This is a genomic window from Streptomyces sp. NPDC085927 (assembly GCF_044540975.1).
Lineage (GTDB): Bacteria > Actinomycetota > Actinomycetes > Streptomycetales > Streptomycetaceae > Streptomyces > Streptomyces hirsutus.
Window position 1 is genome coordinate 87,332 of record NZ_JBITSN010000010.1, and the last position, 26,160, is coordinate 113,491.

The window sequence follows — 26,160 nt, forward strand, 5'->3', positions numbered from 1 at the left end:
GCCCGCTGTCGAACGGGCGATTTTACGGAGCGCCGGGCCGCAGCACCAAACCCGTACCGGACGGTGGGCAAAGGTCGCACACGGTGGTGGGCGCCGTGGCGGGCGGTCAGGGGTCGCAGACGGTGAGAAGTGTCTCCACCTCCTCGGTCACGGCGCGAGCGAGCCGGTCGAGGTCGGGGACGGCGGCGCCGTCGGCGACCAGTCCGTAGTGGACGTGCCCGCGGTAGGTGGAGACGGCGACCGCCAGGGAGTGTCCGGGCGCGAGCGGCGCGAAGGGGAAGACGGCGCCGAGCGGGTCGCCGCCGAGCCGCAGTCCGAAGCCGGGCAGCGGCACGCTGGTGACCAGGACGTCGAACCAGAGCCGGGCCGCCTGACCGACCAGGGGTCCGCCGAGCCGGTGGCCGAGCGGTGGTACGTGGTCGGCGAGCAGGGCGACGGCGCCGGCGCCCCGGTTGGGGCCGGCGTCCTTGTTGCGGTCCATGGCGGTGCGCACCAGGGCGAGGCGGGCGAGCGGTTCCGCCTCGTCGACCGGAAGCCGTATCAAGTAGCCGGAGAGCCGGTTGCCCTGGGGATGCGCGGTGCGCGGGCGGCGCCGGGAGACGGGGACGAGGGCGCGCGGGGCGACACCCTCGCTGCCGTCGCCGCGCTCGTCGAGCCAGTGGCGCAGGGCACCGGCGACGACCGCGATCAGCACGTCGTTGACGGTGCCGCCGACGCTCTTGCGGATCCGGTGCACGTCGTCGAGGTCGAGGACCACCCCGGCGGTGCGGCGGGTGCCGCTGGGGTCGCAGGTGAGGGCCGGCGACGAGCGCACGTCGAGGGTGGAACGGGCGACGGAGGCGCCGATGTCCAGGGCCCGGCCCGCGTCGGACAGGGCTCCGCGGACGAGTCCGGGCACCTCGCGCATGTCGGGGAGCAGTCCGCGCGCAGGCGCGGCGGGGCGCTGCCGGGGGGTGGGCAGGTCCATCGGGTCCATCAGGGCCGCGGCGAGGGTGAGGGCCCGCAGTCCGTCGGCGAGGGCGTGGTGGAACTTGAACAGGACGGCGAAGGAGACGCCGTCCTCCCCCGGCAGTACATGGGCCTCCCAGGGCGGCCGGGTGCGTTCCAGGGGACGTCCCATGAGCCGGCCCGCCGCCGTGTGGAAGTCGGTGACGGGGGCGTGCAGCCGGACGTGGTTCAGGGGATCGAAGCCGGGGTCGGTCTCCCGTTCGGCTCCGCCGAAGGCGAGCGGGCGGCGCAGGGCCGAGGTGAGCGGTCCGCGCAGCGCGGAGCCGAACGGCCGGCCGAGCGCGGAGCCGAGCGTGGCGGCGAGCGGGCGGCGCAGGGCCGACAGGGAGGAGAGTCCGCGCAGCGAGGACAGGGAGGGGCGCGTGGGCAAGGGCTGCCACACGTCGCGGATCCGCATGCGCAGTCCGGGAACGGCGGCGGCGCGGGCGGCGAGCAGATCCGCGGCGTGGGCGCCCCCGGCGGACGAACGGGCCGAGAAGACCCCGAGGGCACCGAGATGCATGGGGTGATCGGCGGACTCGATGTTCCAGAACGCCAGGTCGAGAGGAGCGAGCAGATCTGCTGTCACGGGCTTGCCTCGCGTCGACGACGGGGTGGACCAGCAGTCAATCGCCCGCGACCGATTACGGTCAAGTACGATCCCGCCACACACAGTTAACATCAGATTACGTCTCCGCCCCTCCCGCGGGTCGACGGGAGGGGCGGGACTCGGCGGGCGGACGGGGTCACCGCCGCACGGCCGGAACCTCCCGACACGGCGTCAGAAGGCTTTCCCGAAGCGGCATACGGGGCGGAATCCGGCATGACGCCCGGAGCGTCGGCCGGGGTGCCGAACGCCACCCGGACGGGCGCGGGCCGCCGGAGGAACCGCTCACCGCGCGGCGCCCTCGGCCGGGCACCCCGCGGGCTTCGCCCGGGACGCGTCCCGGACCAGGGCGTCGTGGGCGGCCTTCACCCGGGCGACGTCCGGCTTCAGCACGCGCCGGTCGTAGGTGAGCAGGCCGTTCAGCTCGCCCTCCACGTCCGAGATCTGCGTGTACACGGCGCCGTTGCTGCCCCGGCAGACCAGGGCCCGCACCTCGTCGAGCTTGGTGAGGTAGTCCTCGGTGTAGGTCTCCGGATCGACGTCGACGTACGACTGCTGAACCGCCCAGGCGTGACCGGGCACCGCGAGGCCGAGGCCGCCGTACTCACCCGTGACCAGGGCGCGCCGTCCGTCCGGGCGCGGTGGGAGCGCCGGGCTGGGATAGCCGTGCTCGTCCATGATGTCGCCGGCGTTGCCGTCGGCACCGAGGTTGAGCCCCGACTGGTTGTTGACCAGGCGCGTCGGGTCCCAGGCCTTGGCCTGCTCGGCGACGCGGCCGACGTCGTACTGGCCCCAGCCCTCGTTGAAGGTGACCCACATGACGACGGACGGGCTGCTGACGTGCTCGTCGATCATCTGCTTCATCTCGCGCTCGTAGCGGGCGCGGGACGAGGCGTCGGGGTTCACTCCGGCCCTCATGGACGGCATGTCCTGCCACACCATCAGACCCAGCCGGTCGGCCCAGTAGAACCAGCGGTCCGGCTCGACCTTGATGTGCTTGCGCACGGAGTTGAACCCGAGCTCCTTGTGCACGCGCAGGTCGTACGCGAGGGCCTCGTCGGTGGGCGCGGTGTGCAGTCCGTCGGGCCAGAAGCCCTGGTCGAGGGTGGCCATCAGGAAGACCGGTTCACCGTTGAGGACCGTGCGCGGCACGCCGTCGATCTCCTCGACGGCGATCGAGCGCATTCCGAAGTAACTGCCGACGCGGTCGGTGCCGACGGTCACCTCCAGCCGGTACAGGAAGGGGTCCTCGGGCGACCACAGCCTCGGTTTCGCGATCCGCAGGTCCAGCGGCTCCCCGGTGCGGCCGGTCACCGTGGCGACCTTGCGCCGTCCGTCGTACGCGGTCGCCCTGACGGGTACTCCGTCCCGGACGCCCTTCGCCTCCACGGTGAGCCGTTCGCCGGGCACGTCGGGCACCAGCTTCAGGGAGTCGACGTGGTCGCGGGCGACCGGCTCCATCCAGACCGTCTGCCAGATGCCCGAACTGGGCGTGTACCAGATGCCGCTGGGGTCCAGGCGCTGCTTGCCGAGCGGCGGGTTCTCACCGCCGGCGGCGTCGGTGGGGTCGTACACGCCGACGATGAGTTCCTGGGTGCGGCCGGGCTTCAGCGCGTCGGTGACGTCGGCGCTGAACTTGTCGTACCCGCCCTCGTGGGCGGCGACCTTCGTGCCGTTGACGTACACCTCGGACCGCCAGTCGACGGCACCGAAGTTCAGCCGCAGCCGCTTGCCGGAGCCGATGTTCCAGTCCCGGGGGACGGTGAAGGTGCGGCGGTACCACATGCGGTCCTCGTGCCGCTGGATGCCGGAGAGCTGGGACTCCACCGGGTACGGGACCAGGATGCGCTCCTTGAGCGTCTTGCCCACGGGGGGCCGCTCCCCCTCCTCCGCGGCGGCGAACTGCCACTGCCCGTTGAGGTTGCGCCACTGGTCCCGGGTGAGCTGGGGGCGCGGGTACTCGGGCAGGGCGTTGTCCGGGCCCACCTCGTCGGCCCACCGGGTGGTCAGTTCGTGGGTGGAGCGGTTGGGCCCGCTGCTCATGAACGCGTCCACGGGGTCGCCGTCGGCGGTGGCCAGGCCGCCCCGGCCGTCGTAGCGGACGTCGGCGGTGCCGCGGGCGGTGCCGGTCTTGTTACCCACGACCGGTTCGCCGAGGGTGACGAGCAGGGCCTTGGGGTCGGCCGGGTCCCGCTCGGCGCCGGTCAGCGGCCACTGCGCGCCGCCGATGACCGCGTTGACGTGATCGGTGAGTCCGGCCGGGGGCGCGGCGAGCGGGCGCGGGAAGTCGAGTTTCAGGGTGCGTCCGGAACCGAGGACGGTGGCGGCGAGGGCGCCGTCGTAGTCGAAGCCGTCCGGCAGGCGGAACGCGGACTGCGGTACGGCCTCCTTGGTGCCGCCGGGTTCGGTCCAGCGCAGGTGGAGGTTGGAGCCGCCGTAGTGCTCGAAGTACTCGACCTTGATGTCGTGGGCCCGGCCGGCGGTCAGCTCGATCGGCTCGGCGGTCTGCTCGCGGTCCCAGTCGTCGACCCAGTGGTCGATGGCGAGCCTGCCGTCGATCCACAGCCGGAAGCCGTTGTCGCCGATGATCGAGAAGGTGTGCGCGCCGGTCTTCTCCGGCACGATCTTCCCGGTCCAGCGGACGCTGACGTCGTCCGACCGGCCGGTGGTGAAGTTCAGCCGCGGCTCCAGGTTGTCGAAGTCGAGGTGCGGGTCGAAGGCGGTGGCCTTGAGCTCGTGGAAGTCGAAGGCCCCGGGGGCGGACTGTGTGTAGTACTCGCCCTTCAGTCCGTGGATGTCCACCGGGTCGTCCTCGGCTGCGGTCGCGGTCTGGCCGGTCGCGGTGAGTCCCGCGACTCCCAGTGCGGCGGCCAGGAACAGGGCCAAACGGTCTCTGAGGCGTCTGATGCGCACGGATCCTCCGTCTGTGAGGAAGGTGACGGCTCTCTGCTCAGTGCTCGTTCTCGGTGCTCGTTCTCGGTGCTCGGTCCCGCTGTTCGTGTGCTCGGTCCCGCTGTTCTGCGCGCTGCTCATGTTCTTTTCTGTGCGTTGTGTTCGGTTGTACAACGTTGTCAGGAACAGCACTTGGCATAACAGCACGGATTCCGCCGCTCGTCCAGGGACATGACAAAGGCCCCGGTGGTCGCACCGACCGGGGCCCGTCCCTTCCGTACCACCACCTGCCCCGCGGGCAGGTGCGGGTGCTACGGCACCGGTTGCCCCTTGCCGAGGGCGATCACTCCGCCCTTGGACATGGTGTACAGCTCCGCGTCCCGCTCCGGGTTGACGCCGATGGTCGCGCCGGGTGGTACCTCCACGTTCTTGTCCAGGACGGCACCGCGCACCACCGCGCCCCGCCCGACATGGACGTTGTCGTGCAGCACCGAGCCCTGGACCACGGCCCCCGGGTCGACCACCACACCCGGCGACAGCACGGACCGGGTGACCTGGCCGCGGATCAGGCAGCCGGCGCTGATGATGGACTCGCTCGCCATGCCGCCGGCGTTGAACCGGGCCGGCGAGAGCTGGCCGGAGTGGGTGTAGACCGGCCACTGGCGGTTGTAGAGGTTGAAGGCGGGGCGCTCGGCGATCAGGTCCATGTGCGCCTCGTAGTAGGCGTCCAGGGTGCCGACGTCCCGCCAGTAGCCCTGGTCGCGGCTGGTCTCGCCGGGCACGTGGTTGGAGCTGAAGTCGTACAAGTGGGCCTCACCCCGGTCGGTGAGCTGCGGCAGGATCGAACCGCCCATGTCGTGCACCGAGTCCTCGTCCTCGGCGTCCCGCTGAAGGGCCTCGATCAGGGCCTTGGTGGTGAAGATGTAGTTGCCCATGGAGGCGAACACGCGTTCGGGGTCGCCGGGAAGTCCGGGTGGGTCGGTGGGCTTCTCCAGGAAGCCCTGCACCGTCCGGCCGTCCGAGCCCGGGGTGATCACGCCGAAGGCGGCGGACTCCGAGCGCGGCACCCGGATCCCGGCGACCGTGACGCCGGCGCCGCTCTCGATGTGCTGGGCGAGCATCTGGCGCGGATCCATGCGGTACACGTGATCGGCGCCGAACACCACCACGTGATCCGGCTGTTCGTCGTAGATCAGGTTCAGCGACTGCAGGATGGCGTCGGCGCTGCCCAGGTACCAGTGCGGGCCGAGGCGCTGCTGGGCGGGGACGGGGGTGACGTAGTTGCCGAGCAGGCTGGACATCCGCCAGGTGGTGGTGATGTGCCGGTCCAGCGAGTGCGACTTGTACTGCGTCAGCACGCAGATCCGCTTGATGTCGCCGTTGACGAGGTTGGACAGGACGAAGTCGACCAGGCGGTACGTGCCGCCGAAGGTGACCGCCGGTTTGGCGCGGTCCGCCGTGAGGGGCATGAGGCGCTTGCCCTCGCCGCCCGCCAGCACGATTCCCAGGACCGAAGGACCACCACGACGCATGGCCGCTCCCCTCACGCCGAATTTTTCCATCCCTGCCCCTGGGCGGGGACGGCTAAGCCTGTTTGCGGATCTCCTCGTAGAGCGCGGCCGTGCGGCGGGCCATCGCGTCCCGGCCGAACTCGCCGACCGCCCGCTCCCGACCGGCCTCGCCCGTCCGCCGGGCGGCGTCCGGGTCTCCGAGGACCGAGTCGAGGGCCCGCGCGAGCCCTGTCGCGAAATCGTCGTCCAGCTCCACTAGTACCCCGGTCACGCCGTCCTCCACGGCTTCGGGGACACCGCCGGCCCTTCCCCAAGCTCTCGACTTCGTTCGAGCAGGGAGACCCCCTTGGCCACCACGGGGGTGCCGCAGGCCATCGCCTCCAGGTTGACGATGCCGAGCGGCTCGTACACCGACGGGCACACGAACACGGCGGCGTGGGTGAGCAGCTGGATCACCTCCGGACGCGGCAGCATCCGCGGTATCCAGTGCACGCCCGCGCGCACCCGGCTCAGCTCCTCGTACAGCTCGCGGAACTCCCGCTCGATCTCCGGGGTGCCGGGGGCGCCCGCGCAGAGCACGACCTGCGCCGCCGGGTCGATCCCGCGCACCGCCCGCAGCGGTGGGGGCACACCCTTCTGCCGGGTGATGCGGCCGACGAACAGGACGTACGGCCGGGACGGGTCGAGGCCGATCCGGTCCAGCGCCTCGGTGCCGGGGTCGGGCCGGTACAGCCGGGTGTCGATGCCGTTGTGCACGACGTGCACCCTGGCCGGGTCCAGAGCCGGGTAGCAGCCGGGGGTGCCTGGGAGTACGAGGGGATCTCGAGTCCCCTAGGGGAAGCCCTCAGGGTCCGCCGGCCCCGGGGTGCCCACCCAGGGGATGACGGGGGCGTCCTCGTACTCCATCGGCAGTAGGACTCATTGAGTGCTCAGGGACGACGACGGGAACACCGGAACACGGCATCGTGTTGTTCATGAAAGCCGACCGTTCGCCGCACCGGGGCCGGCGCCCCGGCCTCCCGCAGAGGAGCTGCCGATGAGCGCCCTCGCGTTGTCCGTGCTGCTGTCGTTCGTCTCCGCCGTGGCGTACGCGGGCGGGGCGATCGTGCAGGAGCAGGTCGCGGTGTCCTCCCCCGGTGAGCAGTACGCGCCGCTGCGCCGGCCGGGCTGGTGGGCGGCGGTCGCACTGAACGGCCTCGGCGGTCTGCTGCACGTGGTGGCGCTCGCCTACGGCCCGCTGAGTCTGGTCCAGCCGCTGGGCGCGCTGACGATCGTGTTCGCGCTGCCGATGGCGGCGCTGTTCGTCGGCCGCAGGGCGGGGGCGACGGCGTGGCGCGGCGCTCTCATGGCGACCGTCGGACTCGCCGGTCTGCTGTCCCTGGTCGGCGCGTCCGACGCGCAGTCCCTCGGCACCGCCCAGCGGGTGGTGGCGGCGCTGGTCACGGCCGTCGCGGTCGTCGCCCTGGTGGTCGCGGCCCGGACCGTGCAGCGGCACCCGGCGGTGCGCAGCATCCTGCTCGCCGTCGCCTCCGGTATCGCCTTCGGCATGTCGTCCGTCTTCACGAAGACCGTGGCGGTGGACTGGACCGACGGTGTCTCGGCGGGGGACGTGCCGTCCCTCGCGGTGATCGGGGTGCTGGCCACGGCCGGCCTGCTGCTCTCCCAGGCCTCCTACCGGGGCGCCGGACTCGCGGCTCCGCTGGCCACGCTGACGGTGGTGAACCCGGTGGTCGCGGCAGCGGTCGGCATCACGATGTTCGGCGAGACCTTCCGCTACGGCGCGACCGGCACGGCGCTCGCGCTGAGCTGCGGCGTGGTGGCGGCCGGCGGTCTGATCCTGCTGACGACGGAGCGGCTGGCGCGCGAGCAGCCGCAGCGGGCGGAGAGCACGGAGAGCATCGGTGCGGGCTCCCCGGACTCCCTGGTGACGCCGGTCGGCTCGGTGGTTTCCCCGGTCGCCCCGGCCGTCCCGGTTTTCCCAGAGGCTCCGGTTGCTCCGGCTGTGGAGGCCTCGCCGGCCGGAGCGGTGCCTGTCGGGCGGTCCGTGGAGGCAGTGGGGGCGGTGAGGGCCGGGAGCGCCCTGGAGTCTGTGGGGGCCGGCGCCGATTCGCTGTCGGATTCGGTCGAGCGACTGCTGCGCTCCGAACTCGCCCGGGACGTACGCGTGCGGGTGCCGGCCCCGGCCTCCGCGGCCGACGCGTCCTCAGCCCCGGAGGCCGGGGTTGAGGCCGAAGCCGCGGAGCCGGCGCTGCCGGTGTTCGTGTACAGCCCCTTCTCCGGCGGCCTGTACGTCCCGGTGCCCGCCCAGGAGCGGCACCGCATACGCGTCACATCCTGACGCCGCCCGCCCTCAGATAGGCCACCGGGTCGATGTCCGATCCGAAACCGGGCCCCGTCCGCACCTCGAAGTGCAGATGCGGGCCCGAGCTGTTGCCCGTCGAGCCGGACCGGCCGATGCGCTGGTCCGCGGTGACCGACTGGCCGCTCCTCACCGAGATCGCCGACAGGTGGGCGTACTGGCTGTAGCGGCCGTCGGCGTGCCGGACCACCACCTGGTAGCCGAACGAGCCCTCCCAGCCGGCGCTGACGACGGTGCCCGGCGCGACCGCCTTCACGGACGTGCCGGTGGGCACGGGGAAGTCGACACCGGTGTGATAGCCCTTCGACCAGGAGGAACCGGCCTTGTGGTACGGGGTGCCCAGGGGGGCGGCGACCGGGGCCACACGCGTGCCGCCGCTCTTCTGGGTGGTGCGGTCCGCCCGTTCCTCGGTGCGCTGCGTGGGAGCTTTCTTTTCCGGCGCCTTCTTCTCGGGCGCCTTCTTCTCCGGTGCTTTCTTCTCCGGCGCCTTCTTCTCCGGTGCCCTGTTCTTGGGTTTCTTGTTCTTGGAGGCCGTGTCCGCGGGCTTCGGGGCGGGGCGGGCCCGGGTGGCCTTCCCATCGGGCAGGGTGAGCCGCTGCCCGGGCAGGATCAGGTCGGGGTCGGCGCCGACGGTCGCGCTGTTCGCGTCGTACAGACCGCGCCAGCCGCCCCGTACCCGCTCCTCCTCCGCGATGCCGGAGAGGGTGTCGCCGTGGAGCACGGTGTACATCTCGGTGCGGCCCGCGCGGGACTGGGGTGTCTTCTGCGGTTTGACGTCCTCGACGGTGGTGGCGCCGCTGCCGCTCCTGCCACCGGCCTTCGCGTCCGGCCCGGCGTCCTTCTTCGCTCCGGTCCGGGCCTCGCTCCTGGCCTCCGAGCGGCCGGCGGCCGGGCGGATGTCGGGGGCGCCGCCGCCCCGGGTCAGTCCGGCCCGCTGCGAGCACACCGGCCAGGCGCCGGGGCCCTGGCCGTCCAGGACCTTCTCGGCGATGGCGATCTGCTGGTCCTTGGTGGCCAGGTCCGCGCGCGGCGCGTACCGGGTGCCGCCGAAGGCCTCCCAGGTGGACTGGGTGAACTGGAGTCCGCCGTAGTAGCCGTTGCCCGTGTTGATGTCCCAGTTGTCGCTGGACTCGCAGGCGGCGACCTTGTCCCAGGTGTCCACGTCCGCCGCCTCGGCGACGCCGGTGCCCAGGAGGGGAAGCGCCATTCCGGCACCACCCGCGGTGACGGTGAGTGAGGCGCGGTTGATCCTGTTCGGCTGATACCGGCGATGCCGGCCGCGCACGGCCATGGAGCCCCCCTCGACAATGCGTCAGAAGTGGCCAAAGTAAGCGTTGCGAACCGGCCGTGACAAGACGGCTATCAGCCGCGCGGATGCGCCAAGTGGCCTGTACTTTTCGCCCGTTGCGCCCCGCTTGGCGCCGTCGCACGGCATGCTCCCGCCTGGGCGCGTCGCGTACGCGGGGCGCGCAGGCGTGAGCCGGGCGTCCCGGACGAGCCCGGATGAGTACGGAGGGGGCCCCCGCCCGTATGTGGCTGCGGGATGTCGCACGACCCGCGCGTGCGGACGCGGTTGCGGCACGTCAGGATGGTCGGGATGGTCGCCGGCGGGACTGGCGGGCAGCGACCGGCAGCACCGACAATCCCGGCAGTACCGATACCAAGGTCACTAGGAGCCAACCCAATGAGCAGTTCAGCGCAGATCGGCGTCACGGGTCTCGCGGTCATGGGCCGCAACCTCGCGCGCAACTTCGCCCGCAACGGCTACACGGTCGCGGTGCACAACCGGACGGCGGCGCGCACGCATGCGCTGGTGGAGGAGTTCGGGCACGAGGGCAGCTTCGTGGCGGCCGAGACCGCGAAGGAGTTCGTGGCGGCGCTCGAGCGTCCGCGGCGGCTGGTCATCATGGTGAAGGCCGGTGAGCCGACGGACGCGGTGATCGAGGAGTTCGCGCCGCTGCTGGAACCCGGCGACATGATCATCGACGGTGGCAACGCCCACTTCGCCGACACCCGGCGCCGCGAGCGCGCGCTGCGGGAGCAGGGCATCCACTTCGTCGGCACCGGCGTCTCCGGTGGCGAGGAGGGCGCGCTCAACGGGCCGAGCATCATGCCGGGTGGCTCGAAGGAGTCGTACGAGTCGCTGGGTCCGATGCTGGAGAAGATCTCGGCGAAGGCGGCCGACGGCGCACCCTGCGTGACCCATGTCGGCCCCGACGGCGCCGGGCACTTCGTGAAGATGGTGCACAACGGCATCGAGTACGCCGACATGCAGCTGATCGGCGAGGCGTACCAGTTGCTGCGCGACGTCGCCGGGTACGAGCCCGCGCAGATCGCGGACATCTTCCGCACCTGGAACACCGGCCGGCTGGACTCGTACCTGATCGAGATCACGGCCGAGGTGCTCTCGCACGTGGACGCGGCCACGGGCAAGCCGTTCGTCGACGTGGTGGTCGACCAGGCGGAGCAGAAGGGCACGGGGCGCTGGACCGTGCAGATCGCGCTCGACCTGGGCGTGCCGGTGTCGGGGATCGCGGAGGCGGTGTTCACGCGTTCGCTGTCGGGGCACGCGGCGCTGCGCGAGGCCTCGCGCGGGCTGGCGGGTCCGACGGCCGCGCCGCTCGGTGAGGCGGAGGCCGCGGCGTTCGCGGACCGGGTGGAGCAGGCCCTGTACGCGTCGAAGATCGTGTCGTACACGCAGGGCTTCCACGAGATCGCCGCGGGCAGTGAGGAGTACGGCTGGGACATCGACCTCGGCGCGGTCTCCGCGATCTGGCGCGGCGGGTGCATCATCCGCGCGGCCTTCCTGGACCGTATCCGCGCCGCGTACGACGCCCGTGCCGATCTGCCGAGCCTGCTGTCGGACGAGACGTTCGCGCGGGAGATCGCCGACGCGCAGGACGACTGGCGCGAGGTGCTGATCGCCGCGACCCGCCAGGGCGTGCCGACCCCCGGTTTCGCCGCGGCCCTCGCCTACTACGACGCCCTGCGCGCGGAGCGCCTGCCGGCCGCCCTCACCCAGGGGCAGCGGGACTACTTCGGCGCGCACACCTACCGGCGCACGGACCGCGACGGCTCGTTCCACACCCTGTGGGGGGACGACCGCAGCGAGGTCCCGGCGTAGCCGGGGAAAGCGTCCGCGGGGTGGCCCCCCGGTGGGGGCGGGGGGGCCCCCCCCGCCCCCCCCCCGCGCGGGGGGGGGGGGGGGGCCGGGGGGGGGGGGCCGCGGGGGGGGGGGGGGGGGGGGGGGGGGGGGGGGGGGGGGGGGCGGGGGGGCGGGCGCGGGCGCCGGGGGGCGCGGGCCCCCCCCCCCCCCCCCCCCCCCCCCCCCCCCCCCGCGTGGTGGGTCCCGGTGCACTGCGTTTCCCGGGTCGCCCGAGCCGGCCGCCGGGTCAGGTGAGCGGCGGGCCGGGTTCCGGGTTCGGGACCGGTTCGGGGCCCGGGGGAATCGGCGAGGGGGACGGCCCGGGCGGCCCCGGCGTGGGCGGCGGACCGGGAACGGGCGGGCCCGGTGCCGGCGGGCCCGGTGCCGGCGGCGGGGGCGTCGGGGCCGGACCTGGGGGCGGGGCCGGGTCGGGGTGGGGCGGGGGAGGCTGAGGATCCGGTCCCGGAGCGGGTCCCGGGGGAACCGGGTCCGGGTGTACAGGGGCCGGGGCTGGACCCGGGGGAACCGGGTCCGGTGCGGGCCCGGGTGGAACGGGGTCAGGATGTGGTTGCGTCATGGCGGTGTCCTCCGGCCGGTCGGTCGACGTCGGCTCTGGGTCGGCTCTGGACTCATCCCCCGCCTACCCGACGACCGCGTCGCCAGTCGTCCCCGGTCACTCCCCCGCGTGACGACCGCTCCTCCCGAAGGCCCAGGGTGGCGCTACCGGCCGTCCCGCGCCGACGCCGCGCCCGCCGCCAGCCCTGCCCGCGGGCTGGACAGCACCGGGACGGCGGTGGTCGTGAGGTGTTCCGCCGGGGCCATCGACGCCTGGGCGAGCACGATCACGTCGGCACCGGTGACGGCGTCGGCCGCGCCGGCGACCTGACGTGCGTACCCCGACGGGTCGCCCGCCTCGAAGTGGGCCCAGGCTCCCTCCACCAGCAGAGTGCGCACCTCGACGGGGCGGCCGGCGCGGCGCGCCTCCTCCTCGACCAGGGCCGCCGTCGGGCCGAGGGTGCTCGCCAGAGCGGCGAGGACGACCACGCGCGGCCCGGCGGCCACGGCCGCGCCCGCCATCGGCCGGTCGACCCGCAGCACCGGCACACCGATCCGGCCGGCCGACGCCTCCGCGACCGAGCCGATGGTCGAGCACGTGCACAGCACGGCCCGAGCACCGTCGGCGACGGCCTCCCGCAGCCTCACCCGTACGTCGTGGGCCACGGCCTCGGGACCCGCCGCGCGGGCCCGGTCCAGCAGTTCCTCGTCGACGAGGTGCCGCAGCTCCAGCTGCGGATGGGCGTCGTCGCGCAGGGCGTCGAAGACGGGGACGTGAACGGGTGAGGTGTGCAGGAGGGCGAGCACGGGGGCGTCCGGCGACATCAGAAGTGCTCGGGGTGCGCCGCCAGCCACGCCTTCGCCGCCCGGATCAGCTCCGGGGAGGCGGGCGGGGCGGCCTGGTCGGGGTGGCGTTCGGCCCACTTGACGACGTACGGGCAGAGCGGGGCGACCACCACACCTTCGCGGGCGGCGATGGTGTACAGCTCTCGGGCCAGGGAGCCCGCGATGCCCTTGCCCTCGTGGGCGGACTCGACGACGGTGTGCACCGGCACGATCGCGCGCTCGGGGGACTCGAGGACGAAGTACTCGATCCGGCCGACGACCTCGCCGTCGCCCGCCGACGCTTCCAGACGGCCCGCCGCCCGGTCGTCGCGGATCTCGATGTCGCTCATGGACGCATCACGCTCCTGCTTCTGACTGCTGCCGTCCGCGCCGGTCAGGCCTTGACGGCCTGCGGGCTGCGCTGCTGATCCGACCCCGGCACCGGTTCGGACGCGTCGGCACCCAGGGCGACGATGCGGTTGTCACCGTCCACATGCACCACCCGGGGCTCCAGCGCCCGCGCCTCGGCGTCGGTCACCTGAGCGTAACTGATGATGATCACCAGGTCCCCGGGGTGGACGAGGTGCGCGGCGGCCCCGTTGATTCCGACGACACCCGAGCCTCGCTCCCCCTCGATGACGTAGGTCTCCAGCCGGGCACCGTTGGTGATGTCGACGATGTGCACCAGCTCACCGGGCAGCAGATCGGCGGCGTCGAGCAGGTCGGCGTCGATCGTCACGGATCCCACGTAGTGCAGGTCGGCCTGGGTGACGGTGGCGCGGTGGATCTTGGACTTGAACATGGTGCGCAGCACTTTGGACTCCTGAAAGACGGCTCCCTGCCTGCATTTTTGCAGGTCAAGGGCTGTTTCCACACTCTACAACGAGTCGCATGTCCGGGCAGCTTCCCCCAGGTCTCTCAGGACTCATGCTGACCACTTGCCGACTTTTCTGATGCATCGTCAGGTAGCTGCAGGAAGGCTAGGCCCGTTCCCCGGAGCCCTCACGACGCCCCCAAGCCTACGCAGCGCCTTCCAAAACGGCGTGCGTGATCACCGCCACTCAGGCGTTCTGGGCGGTAGTCAGTGGCGAAGGCAGTCGACTGGACGTCGGGCCACACGCCGCCATGGGTCACAGGCCCAGGCCCCGTCCACTCAGTCTCAGAGGAACAGGCACCCATGGGTCATCAAGGAATCTCAGCGGCCGAAGGCGCGCCAACACAGCCGCGGATCGCCGGTCAGCCAAACCAGCGATCCTCATGACCATGGTTACGGCTCGCCCATGTCATGTACATGAAAAGGCGATGAGGAGGTAGTTCGAAAGACACCACCTCCGGCAAAGACAGGTGCTTCAGTGATCCGCCGTAGTCCAACGCGGGCCCAGCGACACGAGGATCGCGGCAAGGTGTGTCAAACGCTTTCTGGCGTTGAGGGTTGAGCCTCAGCCCTTGCGGGACTTCGCTTCCTCGGTGAGCTGCGGGACGACGTCGAAGAGGTCGCCGAGGACGCCGTAGTCGACGAGGTCGAAGATCGGCGCCTCGGCGTCCTTGTTGACCGCCACGATGGTCTTCGAGGTCTGCATGCCCGCCCGGTGCTGGATCGCACCGGAGATGCCGGAGGCGATGTACAGCTGCGGCGAGACGGACTTGCCGGTCTGGCCGACCTGGTTGGTGTGCGGGTACCAGCCGGCGTCCACCGCGGCACGCGAGGCACCGACGGCCGCGCCGAGCGAGTCGGCGAGCGCCTCGATGACCGCGAAGTTCTCCGCGCCGTTGACGCCGCGGCCACCGGAGACCACGATCGCGGCCTCGGTCAGCTCCGGGCGGCCACTCGACTCGCGCGGGGTGCGGCCGGTGACCTTGGTGCCGGTCGCCTGCGCGGAGAAGGTCACGTTCAGGGCCTCGACCGCGCCGGCGGCCGGGGCGGCCTCGACGGCCGCGCTGTTCGGCTTGACCGTGATGACCGGGGTGCCCTTGGAGACGCGGGACTTGGTGGTGTAGGCGGCGGCGAACACCGACTGGGTGGCCACCGGGCCCTCGTCGCCGGCCTCGAGGTCGACGGCGTCGGTGATGATGCCGGAGCCCAGGCGCAGCGCCAGGCGGGCGGCGATCTCCTTGCCCTCGGCGGAGGACGGCACCAGCACAGCGGCCGGGGACACCTGCTCGACCGCGGCCTGCAGGGCGTCCACCTTGGGCACGACCAGGTAGTCGGCGTACTCGGCGGCCTCGTGGGTCAGGACCTTCACCGCGCCGTGCTCGGCCAGGGTGGCGGCGGTGTCACCGGCGCCGTTGCCCGCCGCGACAGCGACCGGCTCGCCGACGCGGCGGGCCAGCGTCAGCAGCTCCAGGGTCGGCTTGCGGACGGCGCCGTCCACGTGGTCGACGTAGACGAGAACTTCAGCCATGGGACTTCTTCTCTCCTGCTTGCGAAAGATGAGGGACGGATCGCGACTGCGGGGCCTAGATGAACTTCTGGCCCGCGAGGAACTCAGCGAGCTGCTTGCCGCCCTCGCCCTCGTCCTTGACGATCGTGCCCGCCGTGCGGGCCGGACGCTCAGCCGCGCCGTCGACCGTGGTGTAGGCGCCCTCCAGGCCGATCTCCTCGGCCTCGATGTCGAGGTCGGACAGGTCCCAGGACTCCACCGGCTTCTTCTTGGCCGCCATGATGCCCTTGAAGGACGGGTAGCGGGCCTCGCCCGACTGGTCGGTGACCGACACGACCGCCGGGAGGGAGGCCTCCAGGTTCTCGGAGGCGGCGTCGCCGTCACGACGGCCCTTCACGGTGCCGTCCTCGACCGAGACCTCGGACAGCAGGGTGACCTGCGGCACGCCCAGGCGCTCCGCGAGCAGCGCCGGTACGACACCCATGACGCCGTCGGTGGAGGCCATGCCGGAGACGACCAGGTCGTAGCCGGCCTTCTCGATCGCCTTGGCCAAAACCAGGGAGGTGCCGATGGCGTCACTGCCGTGCAGGTCGTCGTCCTCGACGTGGATCGCCTTGTCCGCGCCCATGGACAGCGCCTTGCGCAGCGCGTCCTTGGCGTCCTCGGGGCCCACCGTCAGCACGGTGATCTCCACGTCGTCGTCCGAGTTCTCCGAGATCTGCAGCGCCTGTTCGACCGCGTACTCGTCCAGCTCGGAGAGCAGACCGTCCACATCGTCCCGGTCGACGGTCAGGTCATCGGCGAAGTGCCGGTCGCCGGTGGCGTCGGGCACGTACTTCACACACACCACGATGTTCACGCCTCGAGTCCTCCTCGCTTGACCAGCTGGCTCGCGATGACGTTCCGCTGGATCTCGTTGGTGCCCTCGCCGACGATCATCAGCGGCGCGTCCCTGAAGTAGCGCTCCACGTCGAACTCGGTGGAGTAGCCGTAACCGCCATGGATGCGGACGGCGTTGAGAGCGATCTGCATGGCCGTCTCGGACGCGAACAGCTTGGCCATGCCCGCTTCCATGTCCACGCGCCGGCCGGCATCGGCCTCACGGGCCGCGTAGAGCGTGAGCTGGCGGGCCGCCGTGAGGGAGGTCGCCATGTCAGCCAGGTAGTTGCCGACGGACTGGTGCTTCCAGATCGGCTTGCCGAACGACTCGCGTTCCTGCGCGTAGGCGAGCGCGTCCTCCAGTGCGGCCCGGCCGACGCCCAGTGCGCGGGCGGCAACCTGGAGACGGCCGGTCTCCAGGCCCTTCATCATCTGGGCGAACCCCTTGCCCTCCACACCCCCCAGTACGGCATCCCTCGGGGCGCGGTAGTCGTCGAAAGACAGCTCGCAGCTCTCAACTCCCTTGTATCCGAGCTTCGGCAGGTCGCGGGAGATCGTCAGTCCGGGACCGTGCTCGACGAGGATGATGGAGATGCCCTGGTGGGCGGGGGAGGCATCGGGGTCGGTCTTGCACAGGAGGGCGATCAGCTGGGAGCGTCGGGAGTTGGTGATCCAGGTCTTCGCGCCGTTCACGAGGTAGCCCTCGTCGTCACGGCGGGCGACCGTGCGCATGGCCTGGAGGTCGGAGCCACCACCGGGTTCGGTGAGTGCCATGGTGGCACGCACCTCGCCCGTGGCCATCCTCGGCAGATAGCGTCGCTTCTGCTCCTCGGTACCGAAGAGCAGAAGCAGCTTGGCGACGACGGTGTGGCCGCCCATGGCGCCGGCCAGGCTCATCCAGCCCCGGGCCAGCTCCTCGGTGATGAGCACGTAGCAGGGGGTGGAGACGGGAGTACCGCCGTACTCCTCGGGCACCGCGAGGCCGAAGATGCCGAGTTCCTTCATCTGCTCGATGAGTGTCTCGGGGTAGGTATTGGTGTGGTCGAGTTCCTGCGCGACGGGCTTGACGTCCTTGACGACGAAGTCGTGCACCGTCCGGACGATGAACTGCTCGTCCTCGGACAGGATGTCGAGAGTGCTCATGGGGCCTCCTTGCTGTGGTTCACGCCGGTGTTCGCTCCGAGCGTCAGACGGCGCCGGCGGTTCGCATCGCGTCGATCCGGGTGGTGTCGTATCCGAGCTGGATGAGGATCTGCTCGGTGTGCTCACCGAGGGCAGGGACGGCATCCATGCGCGGAGTGGTGCCGGTCAGGTCCACCGGCGGCAGTAGGGCCGCGACGGTCTCACCGCCCGGGATCCGAACCCGCCGCCAGCGGTCCCGACCGGCAAGTACGGGATGGTCGAGGAACTGTTTGACGTCGTTGACCGGCGCGTTGGCGATGCCGATCGTGTCCAGCAGCTTCATCACCTCCTCGCCGTCCGAGGCGGCGACACGCTCCGCCAGAATGGCGTTCAGTTCCCGGCGATGGCTGACTCGTGCGGACCCGGTGGCGAAGCGCGGGTCGTCGATCAGCCCGGGGGTATCCAGGAAGTGCTCGCACAGGGCAGCCCATTCGCGTTCGTTCTGCACGGAGAGAAGGACGTCCGTGCCGTCGGCGGCGGTGTAGGTGCCGTAGGGGGCGATGGTGGCGTGCTGGGTCCCGACCCTCGGGGGCTGAGCGCCGTTGTACGCCGTGTAGTAGGCGGGCTGGCCCATCCACTCCGCCAGCGCCTCGAACAGCGAGACCTCGACGGCCCGGACGGAGCCCTGTGTGGCCCGCGTGAGCAGGGCGGTGAGGATGCCGCTGTACGCGTACATGCCGGCGGCGATGTCGGCGATGGACACTCCCACGCGGGCTGCTTCCTCAGCGCTTCCGGTGAGGGAGACAAGGCCGGTCTGGCACTGGACGAGCAGGTCGTACGCCTTGCGGTCGGCCCAGGGACCGCTCGTGCCGTATCCGGAGATCGAGCACGGGATCAGCGAGGGGAACCGCCGCGCCAGGTCGTCGGCACTCAGGCCCATGCGGGCCGCGGCACCGGGGGCGAGGTTCTGGACGAACACGTCCGCCTGCGCCAGAAGTCGTTCCAGGACTTCGCGTCCCTCTTCGGACTTCAGGTCGAGCGTCACCGACTCCTTCGAGCGGTTGAGCCACACGAAGTAGCTGGACTCGCCGTGCACCGTCGTGTCGTAGCGGCGGGCGAAGTCGCCCCCACCCGGCCGCTCCACCTTGATCACCCGTGCGCCGAGGTCGGCGAGCTGACGGGTGGCGAAGGGTGCGGCCACCGCCTGCTCGATACTCACGACGGTGACGCCGGACAAGGGGAGACCACCGGCGGGCGGCGCTGAATTGTCGGCCATGTGTCGACCTCCGGAAGGTGTCGTTGACCCGGACTGGCGTACCATCATGAACATTCATTCCCGGCTAAGTGAAATAGCGATTTTTGATGACGCCATACGCACTGCGGATGTGTTGAGGAGGGCGACCCCGGATGGACGTCAAGCAGCTGAAGGCGCTGGTCACGGTGGCCGAGGTGGGCAGCGTCACGCGCGCAGCCGAGCTGCTGCACCTGGTGCAGCCCGCCGTCACCAGGCAGATCCGCACCCTTGAGGAGGAACTCGGCGTCCCCCTCTTCCAGCGCACCAGGCAGGGCATGCGCCCCACCGACGCCGGCCAGATCATGGTCGACCGGGCTCGCAGGGCCCTGAGCGAACTGGAGCGGGCGCGAGCCGAGGTTCAGCCCCGCTCCGGGCAAGTGACCGGCATCGTCACAGTCGGCCTGCTGGAGAGTACGAGCGATCTTCTCGCCGAGCAGCTGGTCGCAGCTGTCGGCAGAGCGCATCCCGGGGTGGATCTGCGTCTGATGACCGGCTACTCCGGTCATCTTCAGCAATGGCTCGACGAAGGCGACCTCGACCTCACGCTGCTCTACAACCTGGACAGCACCCCGTCACTCAACGCCCGGCCCTTGGTACGGGAGCGCCTGTGGGCGGTCGCGCCCGCCTCGGCCGGTCTGCGCGCCGACAACCCGGTGGCGTTCGCGGAGGTAGCGGCGCACCCCCTGGTCATGCCGGCCTCGGGCCATGCCTTGCGCACGCTGATCGACGCGGCGGCGGCCCGGTCGGACAGCACCATGGGGGTCACTGTGCAGACCAACTCCATGCGTGTACAGAAACAGCTGGTCCTGGCGGGACACGGCTGGACGATCCTGCCCGGCGTCGGCATCGCCGAGGACGTGGCGAACGGCAGCCTCAGCGCCGCACCCCTGTGTGAGCCCGACGTCTGGCGGTCGATCGTCCTGGGGACCGCCCGGTACGGACGCGTGCCCCCGGCCGTCGCGGTCGTCGCCCGGGCGTTGGTCGGCCGGATCACGACGGCCGTCTCGCAGGAGCAATGGCCTTCCGCCGAATTGCAGACATCCGAAGACGCCGCGGCGGACGGGTGACGGCGCCCCGTCACCCGAGGATGACCGATTCCACTCCCCTGCGAGGAGAGCATGACCACGGAAGACCACGGCACCTCGTTCGCGCGCACCGACGACGGAATCGCTGTGGCCTACCAGAGCCGCGGCACCGGTCGCCCGCTCGTGCTCCTGGCCGGCCAGGCGAACAATCACCACTGGTGGGACGGCGTGCGCGGCGACTTCGACAAGACCCACCGGACGATCACCCTTGATTACCGCGGCACCGGCACGAGCGACAAACCGTGCGACGGCTACTCCACCCCTCGTTTCGCACAGGACGTGGTCGCCGTCCTCGACTCACTGGGGATCGAGCGAGCCGACGTCTACGGAACGTCCATGGGCGGCCGGGTCGCCCAGTGGATCGCCGCCCGCCACCCAGGCCGCGTCCGGCGCCTCGTCCTAGGGTGCACATCACCCGGCGGGCCCCACGCCGTCGAACGCGACACGTCGGTACGCCGGTCCCTCGCCCAGGCCGATCCCGAAGCCGTACGGCAGACCTTGACCGACCTCATGTACAGCCCCGGCTGGCTCGCGAGGCACTCCGGTCCTCACCACACCCTGGGCGACCCGACGATGCCTCCACTCGCCCGCCGCGGTCATCTCCTCGCCAGCGATCAGCACAACGCCTGGGAAGCCCTTCCCTCCATCACAGCGCCCACCCTGATCCTCCACGGTGACCACGACCGGCTCACGCCCGCCGACAACGTCGCCCTGCTCGCCGGCCGCATCCCCGACACCCGGACCCACCTCTTCCCCGGAGCCCGGCACGCCTACTTCGAGGAATGCCGGCCGGAGGCCGGCGCCCTGGTCCGTGACTTCTTGAGCTGAGAGGCGACAGGGCGCGGCGGGCCGACCGAGCCCTTACCTGTTCCGGGTGATGGCTCCGGCCGCGTCCTGCTCTCGCCCCCTCCATGCGATGCAGACATGGTCCCATCACGCATTTCTATTGTTCAGCTGGCTGCATCACTGCTCATGATGTGTGGCACTTGAGCCACCGAGTGGACGGAGGTCGCCACGGATGAGCCGAACCTTCCGATGGACGAGAACACCCAGGTCGGGCCCGTCATGACACCCGCCCAGCACGCCGAGGTGCTCGACTGCCTCCGCATCGCCCGCGAGGAAGGCGCCCGGCTCGCACTCGGCGGCTCCGCCCCCACCGCGGCAGAGTGCGGCAACGGCTGGTTCGTCGAGCCCACCGTTTTCACCGGCGTCCGCAACGACATGCACATCGCCCAGGAGGAGGTCTTCGGCTCCGTCTCGCGGTCATCCCCTTCACCGACGAGGACGAAGCCGTCGCCATCGCCAACGACAGCCGTTACGGCCTGGGCGCAGGGGTGTGGACGGCCGACATCGGCCGTGCCTTCCGCATGGCGGAGCGCGTCCACTCCGGCACCGTCTGGGTCACCACCTATCGCGCCGTCAGCTATCTGGCGCCCTTCGATGGTGTTGAGGACTCCGGCGTCGGCCGCGAGAACGGTGTCGACCCGATCACCGCCCACCTGGAAGACAAGAGCGTCTGGACCAATACCGGCGCCTCCGCCGGCAATCCCTTCGTCCTGCGCTGACACCCCGTCCGAGCCGCATTCCCTCTCCCCGGGCGACAAGAGCAACGGAGCTTCGCATGTCGCAGAGCCGCACCCCCGCACCACCCACGCACGACCGCAAACGCGTCACCACGAACGTCATGCGTGGCTGTCTGGGCAACCTGGTCGAGTGGTACGACTGGTTCGCCTACGCAACCTTCAGCATCTACTTCGCGTCCGTCTTCTTCCCCGAAGGGAACCAAACAGCCCAACTGCTGTCCACGGCAGTCGTATTCGCCGTTGGCTTCCTGATGCGTCCCCTCGGCGGCTGGCTGCTCGGCGCCTACGCCGACCGCTTCGGCAGGCGGCGGGCGCTGACCCTGTCGGTCACCCTGATGAGCGCCGGGTCACTGACCATCGCCCTCGCGCCCGGACACGACGCCATCGGCTTCTGGGCCCCGGCCCTCCTGGTCCTGGCCCGGCTGGCCCAGGGCCTGTCCGTCGGCGGCGAATTCGGGTCGAGCGCCTCCTATCTCTCCGAAGTCGCTCCCCCGGGACGGCGCGGCTTCTACTCCAGCTTCCAGTACGTGTCGATCGTCATGGGCCAGCTCGCCGCTCTGGCCGTGGCGATCGGACTGCAGAACGTGCTCAGCGAGGACCAGCTGCACAGCTGGGGCTGGCGCATCCCGTTCGTGATCGGTGCCGCGGCCGGCCTGATCGTGATGTATCTGCGCCGCACCATGGAGGAGTCGGAGCACTTCGAGCGGGAACAGGCCCGCAAGGCTGTCCAGGGCCCCGATGCCCGTGAACGCAAGGGCCTGATCGCGCTGTTCACCGAGTACCCGCGCCAGCTTCTGGCGGTGTTCGGCCTCGCTATCGGCGGCACAGTCGCCTTCTACACCTACACCACGTACTTGCAGAAGTACCTGGTGAACACAGCCGGCATACCGAAGTCCACGGTCACCGTGATCGGCTTCGCCGCACTGTTCGTCTACATGCTGCTGCAGCCTGCCGTCGGCGCCCTGTCCGACCGCGTCGGCCGCCGCCCCATCATGTTCGCCTTCTCCGGCGGCTGCATGGTGCTGACCGTGCCGCTGATGACGCTTCTCGGCCGGACCGGCAGCCCCTGGGTGGCCTTCCTGCTCATGACCCTCGCGCTGACCTTCGTCACCGGCTACTCCGCGCTGGCCGCCATCATCAAGGCCGAGATGTTCCCCACCAAGGTTCGAGCCCTCGGCGTGGGCCTGCCGCACGCACTGGTCACCGCCACGTTCGGCGGCCTCACCGAGCCCGTCGCACTCGCCCTGAAGAACGCCGGGCACGAGAACCTCTTCTTCTGGTACGTCACCGGTTGCGTCGGCCTGACGTTCCTGGTCACCCTGCTGGTCAGGGAACCTTCCCGGGCCTCTCACCTCGATGCGACTCAGTCCTCCGCCGCAGCCCCGCGGCCGTCGAAGACCGCACCGCTCTCCTGAAACACGAGGTCGCCTCCACCATGCATTCAGCCGCCCCGCTCAGCTCCTACGTGGAGACGTGGAACCCCGGCCCCGTCACCGCGCACGACCCCATGGACCCGGCCCCCACCACCGCCGTGTCCGCCCTCCTGGACCTGCCCCGTCCGGCCGCACGGCCCGGCGATCCGCTGCCCCCGCTGTGGCAGTGGTTTCACTTCCTGCACTGGCCCGCCCAGCGCGAACTCGGCTCCGACGGTCACCTGCGCGACGCCCGGTTCCTTCCGCCCGTTCCCGACCGACAGCGCATGTTCGCCGGCGGACGCTGCGAAATCATCGAACCGCTGCGCCTCGGTGAACCGGCCGAGCGCGTCAGCAGTCTCGCCGCCGTCACTCCCAAGCAGGGCCGCACCGGCGAACTGCTCTTCGTGACCGAACGCCAGGAGTTCCGCCAGTCGGGCCGCCTGTGCATGGTGGAAGAACAGGACATCGTCTACCGCTCCGGGCGCAGCGGCGCCGGAGAGCACCCGTCCACCATCGACGAGCGCTCGGTCCCCGTTACCGAGAACCCCTGGCACCTGCGCCTTCAGCCTGATCCGATTCTGCTCTTCCGCCTCAGCGCCCTGACCGCCAATGCCCACCGGATCCACTACGACGCCCCCTACTGCCGGGACACAGAGGGCTACCCCGGCCTCGTCGTGCACGGCCCGCTGCTCGCCCTGCTCATGCTCGACGTGGTCCGCCGCAACGCACCCGGACGACAAGTGCGCTCGCTCTCGTTCCGACTGCGCCGGCCGGTGTTCGCCGGTGAGCACCTCGTCGCCGAGGGCACTGAGTCCGGCGGCACGGTCCGGCTCCAGGCCGCCACCCACCGGGACCCGCGGCATGCCACCGCCGAGGTGACGTTCGCATGAGCATGCCCGAGAAGTCCCGGCTCGTCGCCGCCGCCCGCACACTGCTCTTCGTTCCGGGCGACCGCCCCGACCGCTTCGACAAGGCCGTCCATTCCGGCACCGACCTCGTCATCGTCGACCTGGAAGACGCCGTCGCCGCCGACCAGAAGGAGCAGGCCCGGCAGGCTGCCGCCGATTGGCCTGGCCTGGACGATCGGACTGTCGTACGCCTCAACGCGCCGGGTACCCCCTGGTTCGAGGCGGACCTCGCCATGGCCGCCGAGCGCGGCTGCACGGTGATGGTGCCGAAGGCCGAGGACCCCGCCGTGCTCGGCGAGATTGCCTCACGCACCGCCGGGCATTGCCCTCTGATTCCACTCGTCGAGACGGCACTTGGCGTCGAGCGGGCACACGATGTGGCCTCCGTTCGGGGAGTCGTGCGACTCGCCTTCGGCAACGTCGACCTGGCCGCCCAACTCGGCGTCGCCCCCGATGACAGCCTGGCCCTGACGTACGCCCGCAGCCGGGTGGTACTCGCCTCGGCGGCAGCCGGCATCCTGCCGCCGGTGGACGGCGTCACCACCGCCGTACGCGACCTGGGCGCTCTCGCCTCCGACACTGGGCACGCCCGCCGTCTGGGCTTCACTGGCAAACTGTGCATCCACCCCACCCAGATCGGTCCGGTATCCGACGGATTCGCCCCCACCGACAGCGAAATCAGGTGGGCCAGGGCCGTCGTCGACGCCGGGGAGTCGGTCACGACCGTGGACGGCCACATGGTCGACAAGCCGGTAGTGGAGCGGGCCCGCGGCATCCTGGCCCGGGTTGCAGAGCCACACACCGCGGGCTAGACGCGCCCTCGGGCACCGATCCGCACCGGGGCCCGAACGCAACGTGCGGTGTGGGAAACCGGGGTGGGGCGGTGGTTGAGGCAGCGCCCCACCCCGGCGTGTGCGTTGGCCCCGTAGAGCAGCACGCGACGTCCCGACCGGGGTTCCGGACGGACCGGTGTCAGCGTTCGTGTACAACGGCCGTGTCCAGCGGCGGCAGAACGAGTCGTCCAGCGACGTCACGGTCGTGGAGGAGTTCACGCCCGTGGGCCGGTACCTCGGCGGTGTCGTCGGTGTGGTTGATGACGAAGAGGAAGCGGGAGCCGTCGTCCGCGTGCCGTCGTGAGCAGGGCGTCAACGACGTCCGCGACGCCCCGGGCGGGTGGGCGTCCGGGCGGGTGGGCGGGTGGGCGGGTGGGCGACGTACCAGGCGGAGCCGTCGCCTACGTCGTGGCGGGTGACGGCCGGGCGGCCCGCCAGCGGGCCGTCGGCCCATGCGCGCGAGTGCAGCGCCGGCGATTCGCTCGGCGGCCGCGCCCGAGCGGCACACCGTCACCGCCGCCAGTACGCGGTGGGGAGCCCGGTGTCGCACGCTCGGCTCAGCGCCTGAGGAGTTCGAGGAGGGCGGCAAGGCCAACGGCCGCGCCCTCGTCTACCTGGCGCACGACTACCTGGGCAACGCTTTCGGCACGGTCTACGACGCCTCGACCATCCTCATCCTGTGGTTCGCCGGCGCCTCCGCGATGGCCGTCCTGCTGAACCTGATGCCGCGCTACCTGCCCCGCTACGGTATGGCCCCCACTGGGCCCGCGCCGTCCGCCCGATGGTCATCGTCTTCACCCTGGTCGGCTTCCTGGTCACCTGGATCTTCGATGCCGACGTGGACGCTCAGGGCGGCGCCTACGCCACCGGCGTCCTCGTGCTGATCAGCTCCGCCGCGATCGCCGTGACCATCGCCGCCCGCAAGGCCGGGCAGCGCAGCTGGACCATCGGCTTCGGCGTCATCTCGGCGGTGTTCCTCTACACGACGGTCGTCAATGTCATCGAGCGGCCGGACGGCGTGAAGATCGGCTCCTGCTTCATCGCCGGTATCGTCCTGATCTCCCTGCTCTCTCGGCTGCTGCGCGCCTTCGAGCTCCGGGTGACCAGCGTGACGCTGGACGACATGGCGCAACGTTTCGTCCGGGACGTAGCCAGCCGCAAGATCCGCTTTATCGCCAACGAGCCCGACCGGCGCGACAAGGCCGAGTACCGCGACAAGATGGAGCAGATCCGCACCGACAACGACCTGCCCGAGCAGGAAGACTTCGTCTTCGTCGAGGTCACGGTCACCGACCCCTCCGAGTTCGAGGCGGGTCTGACGGTACGCGGCGAGGTCATGCACGACCGCTACCGCGTCCTCACCTTGGAGTCCTTCTCCATCCCCGATGCCCTGGCGGCCCTGCTCGTGCACGTCCGCGACACAACCCGCGCCATCCCGCACATCTACTTCGAGTGGACCGAGGGCAACCCCTTCGCCAACTTCCTGCGCTTCTTCCTCCAGGAGGCGGCTGCCAGGACTCTGACCTGCGGAAACACCCAAACACTAAATCTTGGACTTGAACAGAGTACGCAGCACTTTGGACTCCTGAGGAACGGCTCCCTGCCTGCTTTTTGCAGGTCAAGGGCGTTCTTCACTCTACACTGGCACGCATCGGACTCGAAGATCGTGAACAACATCGGTCCACTATGAGAAGAAGGCTCCCTGCCTGCGCTTCGTGCGAGTCAGGCTGTTGTGACGCCGCCGATCAGACGTCTGCCAGCAAGACCCTCTGGATGATC

Annotated in this window: 20 protein-coding genes and 4 pseudogenes; 10 read left to right on the forward strand and 14 right to left on the reverse strand. The window is 70.8% G+C overall.

The window, feature by feature from the left end; translation table 11 throughout:
* Positions 1-106 precede the first annotated feature (106 nt).
* From ACIF80_RS24830 to ACIF80_RS24845, 4 genes and pseudogenes are all read right to left on the reverse strand, one after another.
* Positions 107-1,576: a wax ester/triacylglycerol synthase family O-acyltransferase gene (locus tag ACIF80_RS24830; RefSeq protein WP_399808455.1), complete on the reverse strand. Its 1,470-nt coding sequence runs from the start codon at positions 1,574-1,576 to the stop codon at positions 107-109.
* Positions 1,577-1,879: 303 nt separating this feature from the next.
* On the reverse strand, positions 1,880-4,507 hold the full coding sequence (locus tag ACIF80_RS24835; protein ID WP_399808457.1) for a PA14 domain-containing protein: 2,628 nt from the start codon (positions 4,505-4,507) through the stop codon (positions 1,880-1,882).
* Positions 4,508-4,797: 290 nt separating this feature from the next.
* Positions 4,798-6,018 (reverse strand): glucose-1-phosphate adenylyltransferase, encoded by a 1,221-nt coding sequence (gene glgC / locus ACIF80_RS24840; protein ID WP_399808460.1) that lies wholly within the window; start codon positions 6,016-6,018, stop codon positions 4,798-4,800.
* 52 nt (positions 6,019-6,070) lie between these two features.
* Positions 6,071-6,789 (reverse strand): annotated as a pseudogene (locus tag ACIF80_RS24845) (glycosyltransferase); the annotation flags it as partial.
* 244 nt (positions 6,790-7,033) lie between these two features.
* On the opposite strand from ACIF80_RS24845, the gene ACIF80_RS24850 reads away from it, so the two are divergent.
* Positions 7,034-8,335 (forward strand): DMT family transporter, encoded by a 1,302-nt coding sequence (locus ACIF80_RS24850; protein WP_399808462.1) that lies wholly within the window; start codon positions 7,034-7,036, stop codon positions 8,333-8,335.
* Here the strand turns inward: ACIF80_RS24850 and ACIF80_RS24855 are convergent.
* Entirely contained in the window at positions 8,325-8,720 is a 396-nt protein-coding gene (locus tag ACIF80_RS24855) for a M23 family metallopeptidase (protein WP_399808925.1), read from the reverse strand. The genes ACIF80_RS24850 and ACIF80_RS24855 overlap by 11 nt on opposite strands.
* Before the next feature lie 55 nt (positions 8,721-8,775).
* Between ACIF80_RS24855 and ACIF80_RS24860 the strand changes: the two genes are divergently transcribed.
* A complete protein-coding gene (locus ACIF80_RS24860; protein ID WP_399808928.1) occupies positions 8,776-9,447 on the forward strand; it encodes a hypothetical protein in 672 nt (223 codons plus the stop codon).
* Here the strand turns inward: ACIF80_RS24860 and ACIF80_RS24865 are convergent.
* Positions 9,357-9,647: pseudogene (locus ACIF80_RS24865) on the reverse strand (transglycosylase family protein); the annotation flags it as partial. The gene ACIF80_RS24860 and the pseudogene ACIF80_RS24865 overlap by 91 nt on opposite strands.
* Before the next feature lie 393 nt (positions 9,648-10,040).
* Here ACIF80_RS24865 and gndA point away from each other — a divergent pair.
* Positions 10,041-11,480 (forward strand): NADP-dependent phosphogluconate dehydrogenase, encoded by a 1,440-nt coding sequence (gndA, locus tag ACIF80_RS24870; protein ID WP_399808464.1) that lies wholly within the window; start codon positions 10,041-10,043, stop codon positions 11,478-11,480.
* Between the two features lie 741 nt (positions 11,481-12,221).
* Here the strand turns inward: gndA and ACIF80_RS24875 are convergent.
* The 7 genes from ACIF80_RS24875 to ACIF80_RS24905 form a co-directional block, all read right to left on the reverse strand.
* Positions 12,222-12,863 (reverse strand): aspartate/glutamate racemase family protein, encoded by a 642-nt coding sequence (locus tag ACIF80_RS24875; RefSeq protein ID WP_399808931.1) that lies wholly within the window; start codon positions 12,861-12,863, stop codon positions 12,222-12,224.
* A gap of 17 nt (positions 12,864-12,880) precedes the next feature.
* Entirely contained in the window at positions 12,881-13,231 is a 351-nt protein-coding gene (locus tag ACIF80_RS24880) for a GNAT family N-acetyltransferase (protein ID WP_399808467.1), read from the reverse strand.
* A gap of 44 nt (positions 13,232-13,275) precedes the next feature.
* Positions 13,276-13,695 (reverse strand): aspartate 1-decarboxylase, encoded by a 420-nt coding sequence (gene panD / locus ACIF80_RS24885; protein WP_399808470.1) that lies wholly within the window; start codon positions 13,693-13,695, stop codon positions 13,276-13,278.
* Between the two features lie 625 nt (positions 13,696-14,320).
* Positions 14,321-15,283 carry an electron transfer flavoprotein subunit alpha/FixB family protein gene (locus ACIF80_RS24890; RefSeq protein ID WP_399808473.1) on the reverse strand — a complete coding sequence of 321 codons (963 nt, stop codon included), beginning with the start codon at positions 15,281-15,283 and terminating at the stop codon, positions 14,321-14,323.
* 55 nt (positions 15,284-15,338) lie between these two features.
* Positions 15,339-16,121: an electron transfer flavoprotein subunit beta/FixA family protein gene (locus ACIF80_RS24895; RefSeq protein ID WP_399808476.1), complete on the reverse strand. Its 783-nt coding sequence runs from the start codon at positions 16,119-16,121 to the stop codon at positions 15,339-15,341.
* Positions 16,118-17,284, reverse strand: a complete 1,167-nt coding sequence (locus tag ACIF80_RS24900) for an acyl-CoA dehydrogenase family protein (RefSeq protein ID WP_399808478.1) — start codon at positions 17,282-17,284, stop codon at positions 16,118-16,120. Before ACIF80_RS24900 ends, ACIF80_RS24895 begins: the two co-directional genes overlap by 4 nt.
* 43 nt (positions 17,285-17,327) lie before the next feature.
* Positions 17,328-18,539 (reverse strand): CaiB/BaiF CoA transferase family protein, encoded by a 1,212-nt coding sequence (locus ACIF80_RS24905; protein WP_399808481.1) that lies wholly within the window; start codon positions 18,537-18,539, stop codon positions 17,328-17,330.
* Positions 18,540-18,670: 131 nt separating this feature from the next.
* Between ACIF80_RS24905 and ACIF80_RS24910 the strand changes: the two genes are divergently transcribed.
* The 6 genes and pseudogenes from ACIF80_RS24910 to ACIF80_RS24935 all read left to right on the forward strand — a co-directional run bounded on the left by ACIF80_RS24910 (position 18,671) and on the right by ACIF80_RS24935 (position 24,360).
* On the forward strand, positions 18,671-19,624 hold the full coding sequence (locus ACIF80_RS24910) for a LysR family transcriptional regulator (protein ID WP_399808484.1): 954 nt from the start codon (positions 18,671-18,673) through the stop codon (positions 19,622-19,624).
* Positions 19,625-19,675: 51 nt separating this feature from the next.
* The gene (locus ACIF80_RS24915; protein WP_399808487.1) at positions 19,676-20,470 is read left to right on the forward strand and encodes an alpha/beta fold hydrolase; all 795 of its coding nucleotides are present in this window, start codon (positions 19,676-19,678) and stop codon (positions 20,468-20,470) included.
* Between the two features lie 237 nt (positions 20,471-20,707).
* Positions 20,708-21,207: pseudogene (locus tag ACIF80_RS24920) on the forward strand (aldehyde dehydrogenase family protein).
* A gap of 56 nt (positions 21,208-21,263) precedes the next feature.
* A complete protein-coding gene (locus tag ACIF80_RS24925) occupies positions 21,264-22,640 on the forward strand; it encodes an MFS transporter (RefSeq protein WP_399808489.1) in 1,377 nt (458 codons plus the stop codon).
* Between the two features lie 20 nt (positions 22,641-22,660).
* Positions 22,661-23,530 carry a hypothetical protein gene (locus ACIF80_RS24930; protein ID WP_399808490.1) on the forward strand — a complete coding sequence of 290 codons (870 nt, stop codon included), beginning with the start codon at positions 22,661-22,663 and terminating at the stop codon, positions 23,528-23,530.
* Positions 23,527-24,360, forward strand: coding sequence for an HpcH/HpaI aldolase/citrate lyase family protein (locus ACIF80_RS24935; RefSeq protein ID WP_399808493.1), 834 nt, complete (start codon positions 23,527-23,529; stop codon positions 24,358-24,360). Before ACIF80_RS24930 ends, ACIF80_RS24935 begins: the two co-directional genes overlap by 4 nt.
* A 160-nt stretch (positions 24,361-24,520) precedes the next feature.
* Here ACIF80_RS24935 and ACIF80_RS24940 read toward each other — a convergent pair whose 3' ends face one another.
* Positions 24,521-24,835 carry a Beta-galactosidase C-terminal domain gene (locus tag ACIF80_RS24940; protein ID WP_399808495.1) on the reverse strand — a complete coding sequence of 105 codons (315 nt, stop codon included), beginning with the start codon at positions 24,833-24,835 and terminating at the stop codon, positions 24,521-24,523.
* Positions 24,836-24,950: 115 nt separating this feature from the next.
* On the opposite strand from ACIF80_RS24940, the pseudogene ACIF80_RS24945 reads away from it, so the two are divergent.
* Positions 24,951-25,879: pseudogene (locus ACIF80_RS24945) on the forward strand (amino acid transporter); the annotation flags it as partial.
* Between the last annotated feature and the right edge of the window lie 281 nt (positions 25,880-26,160).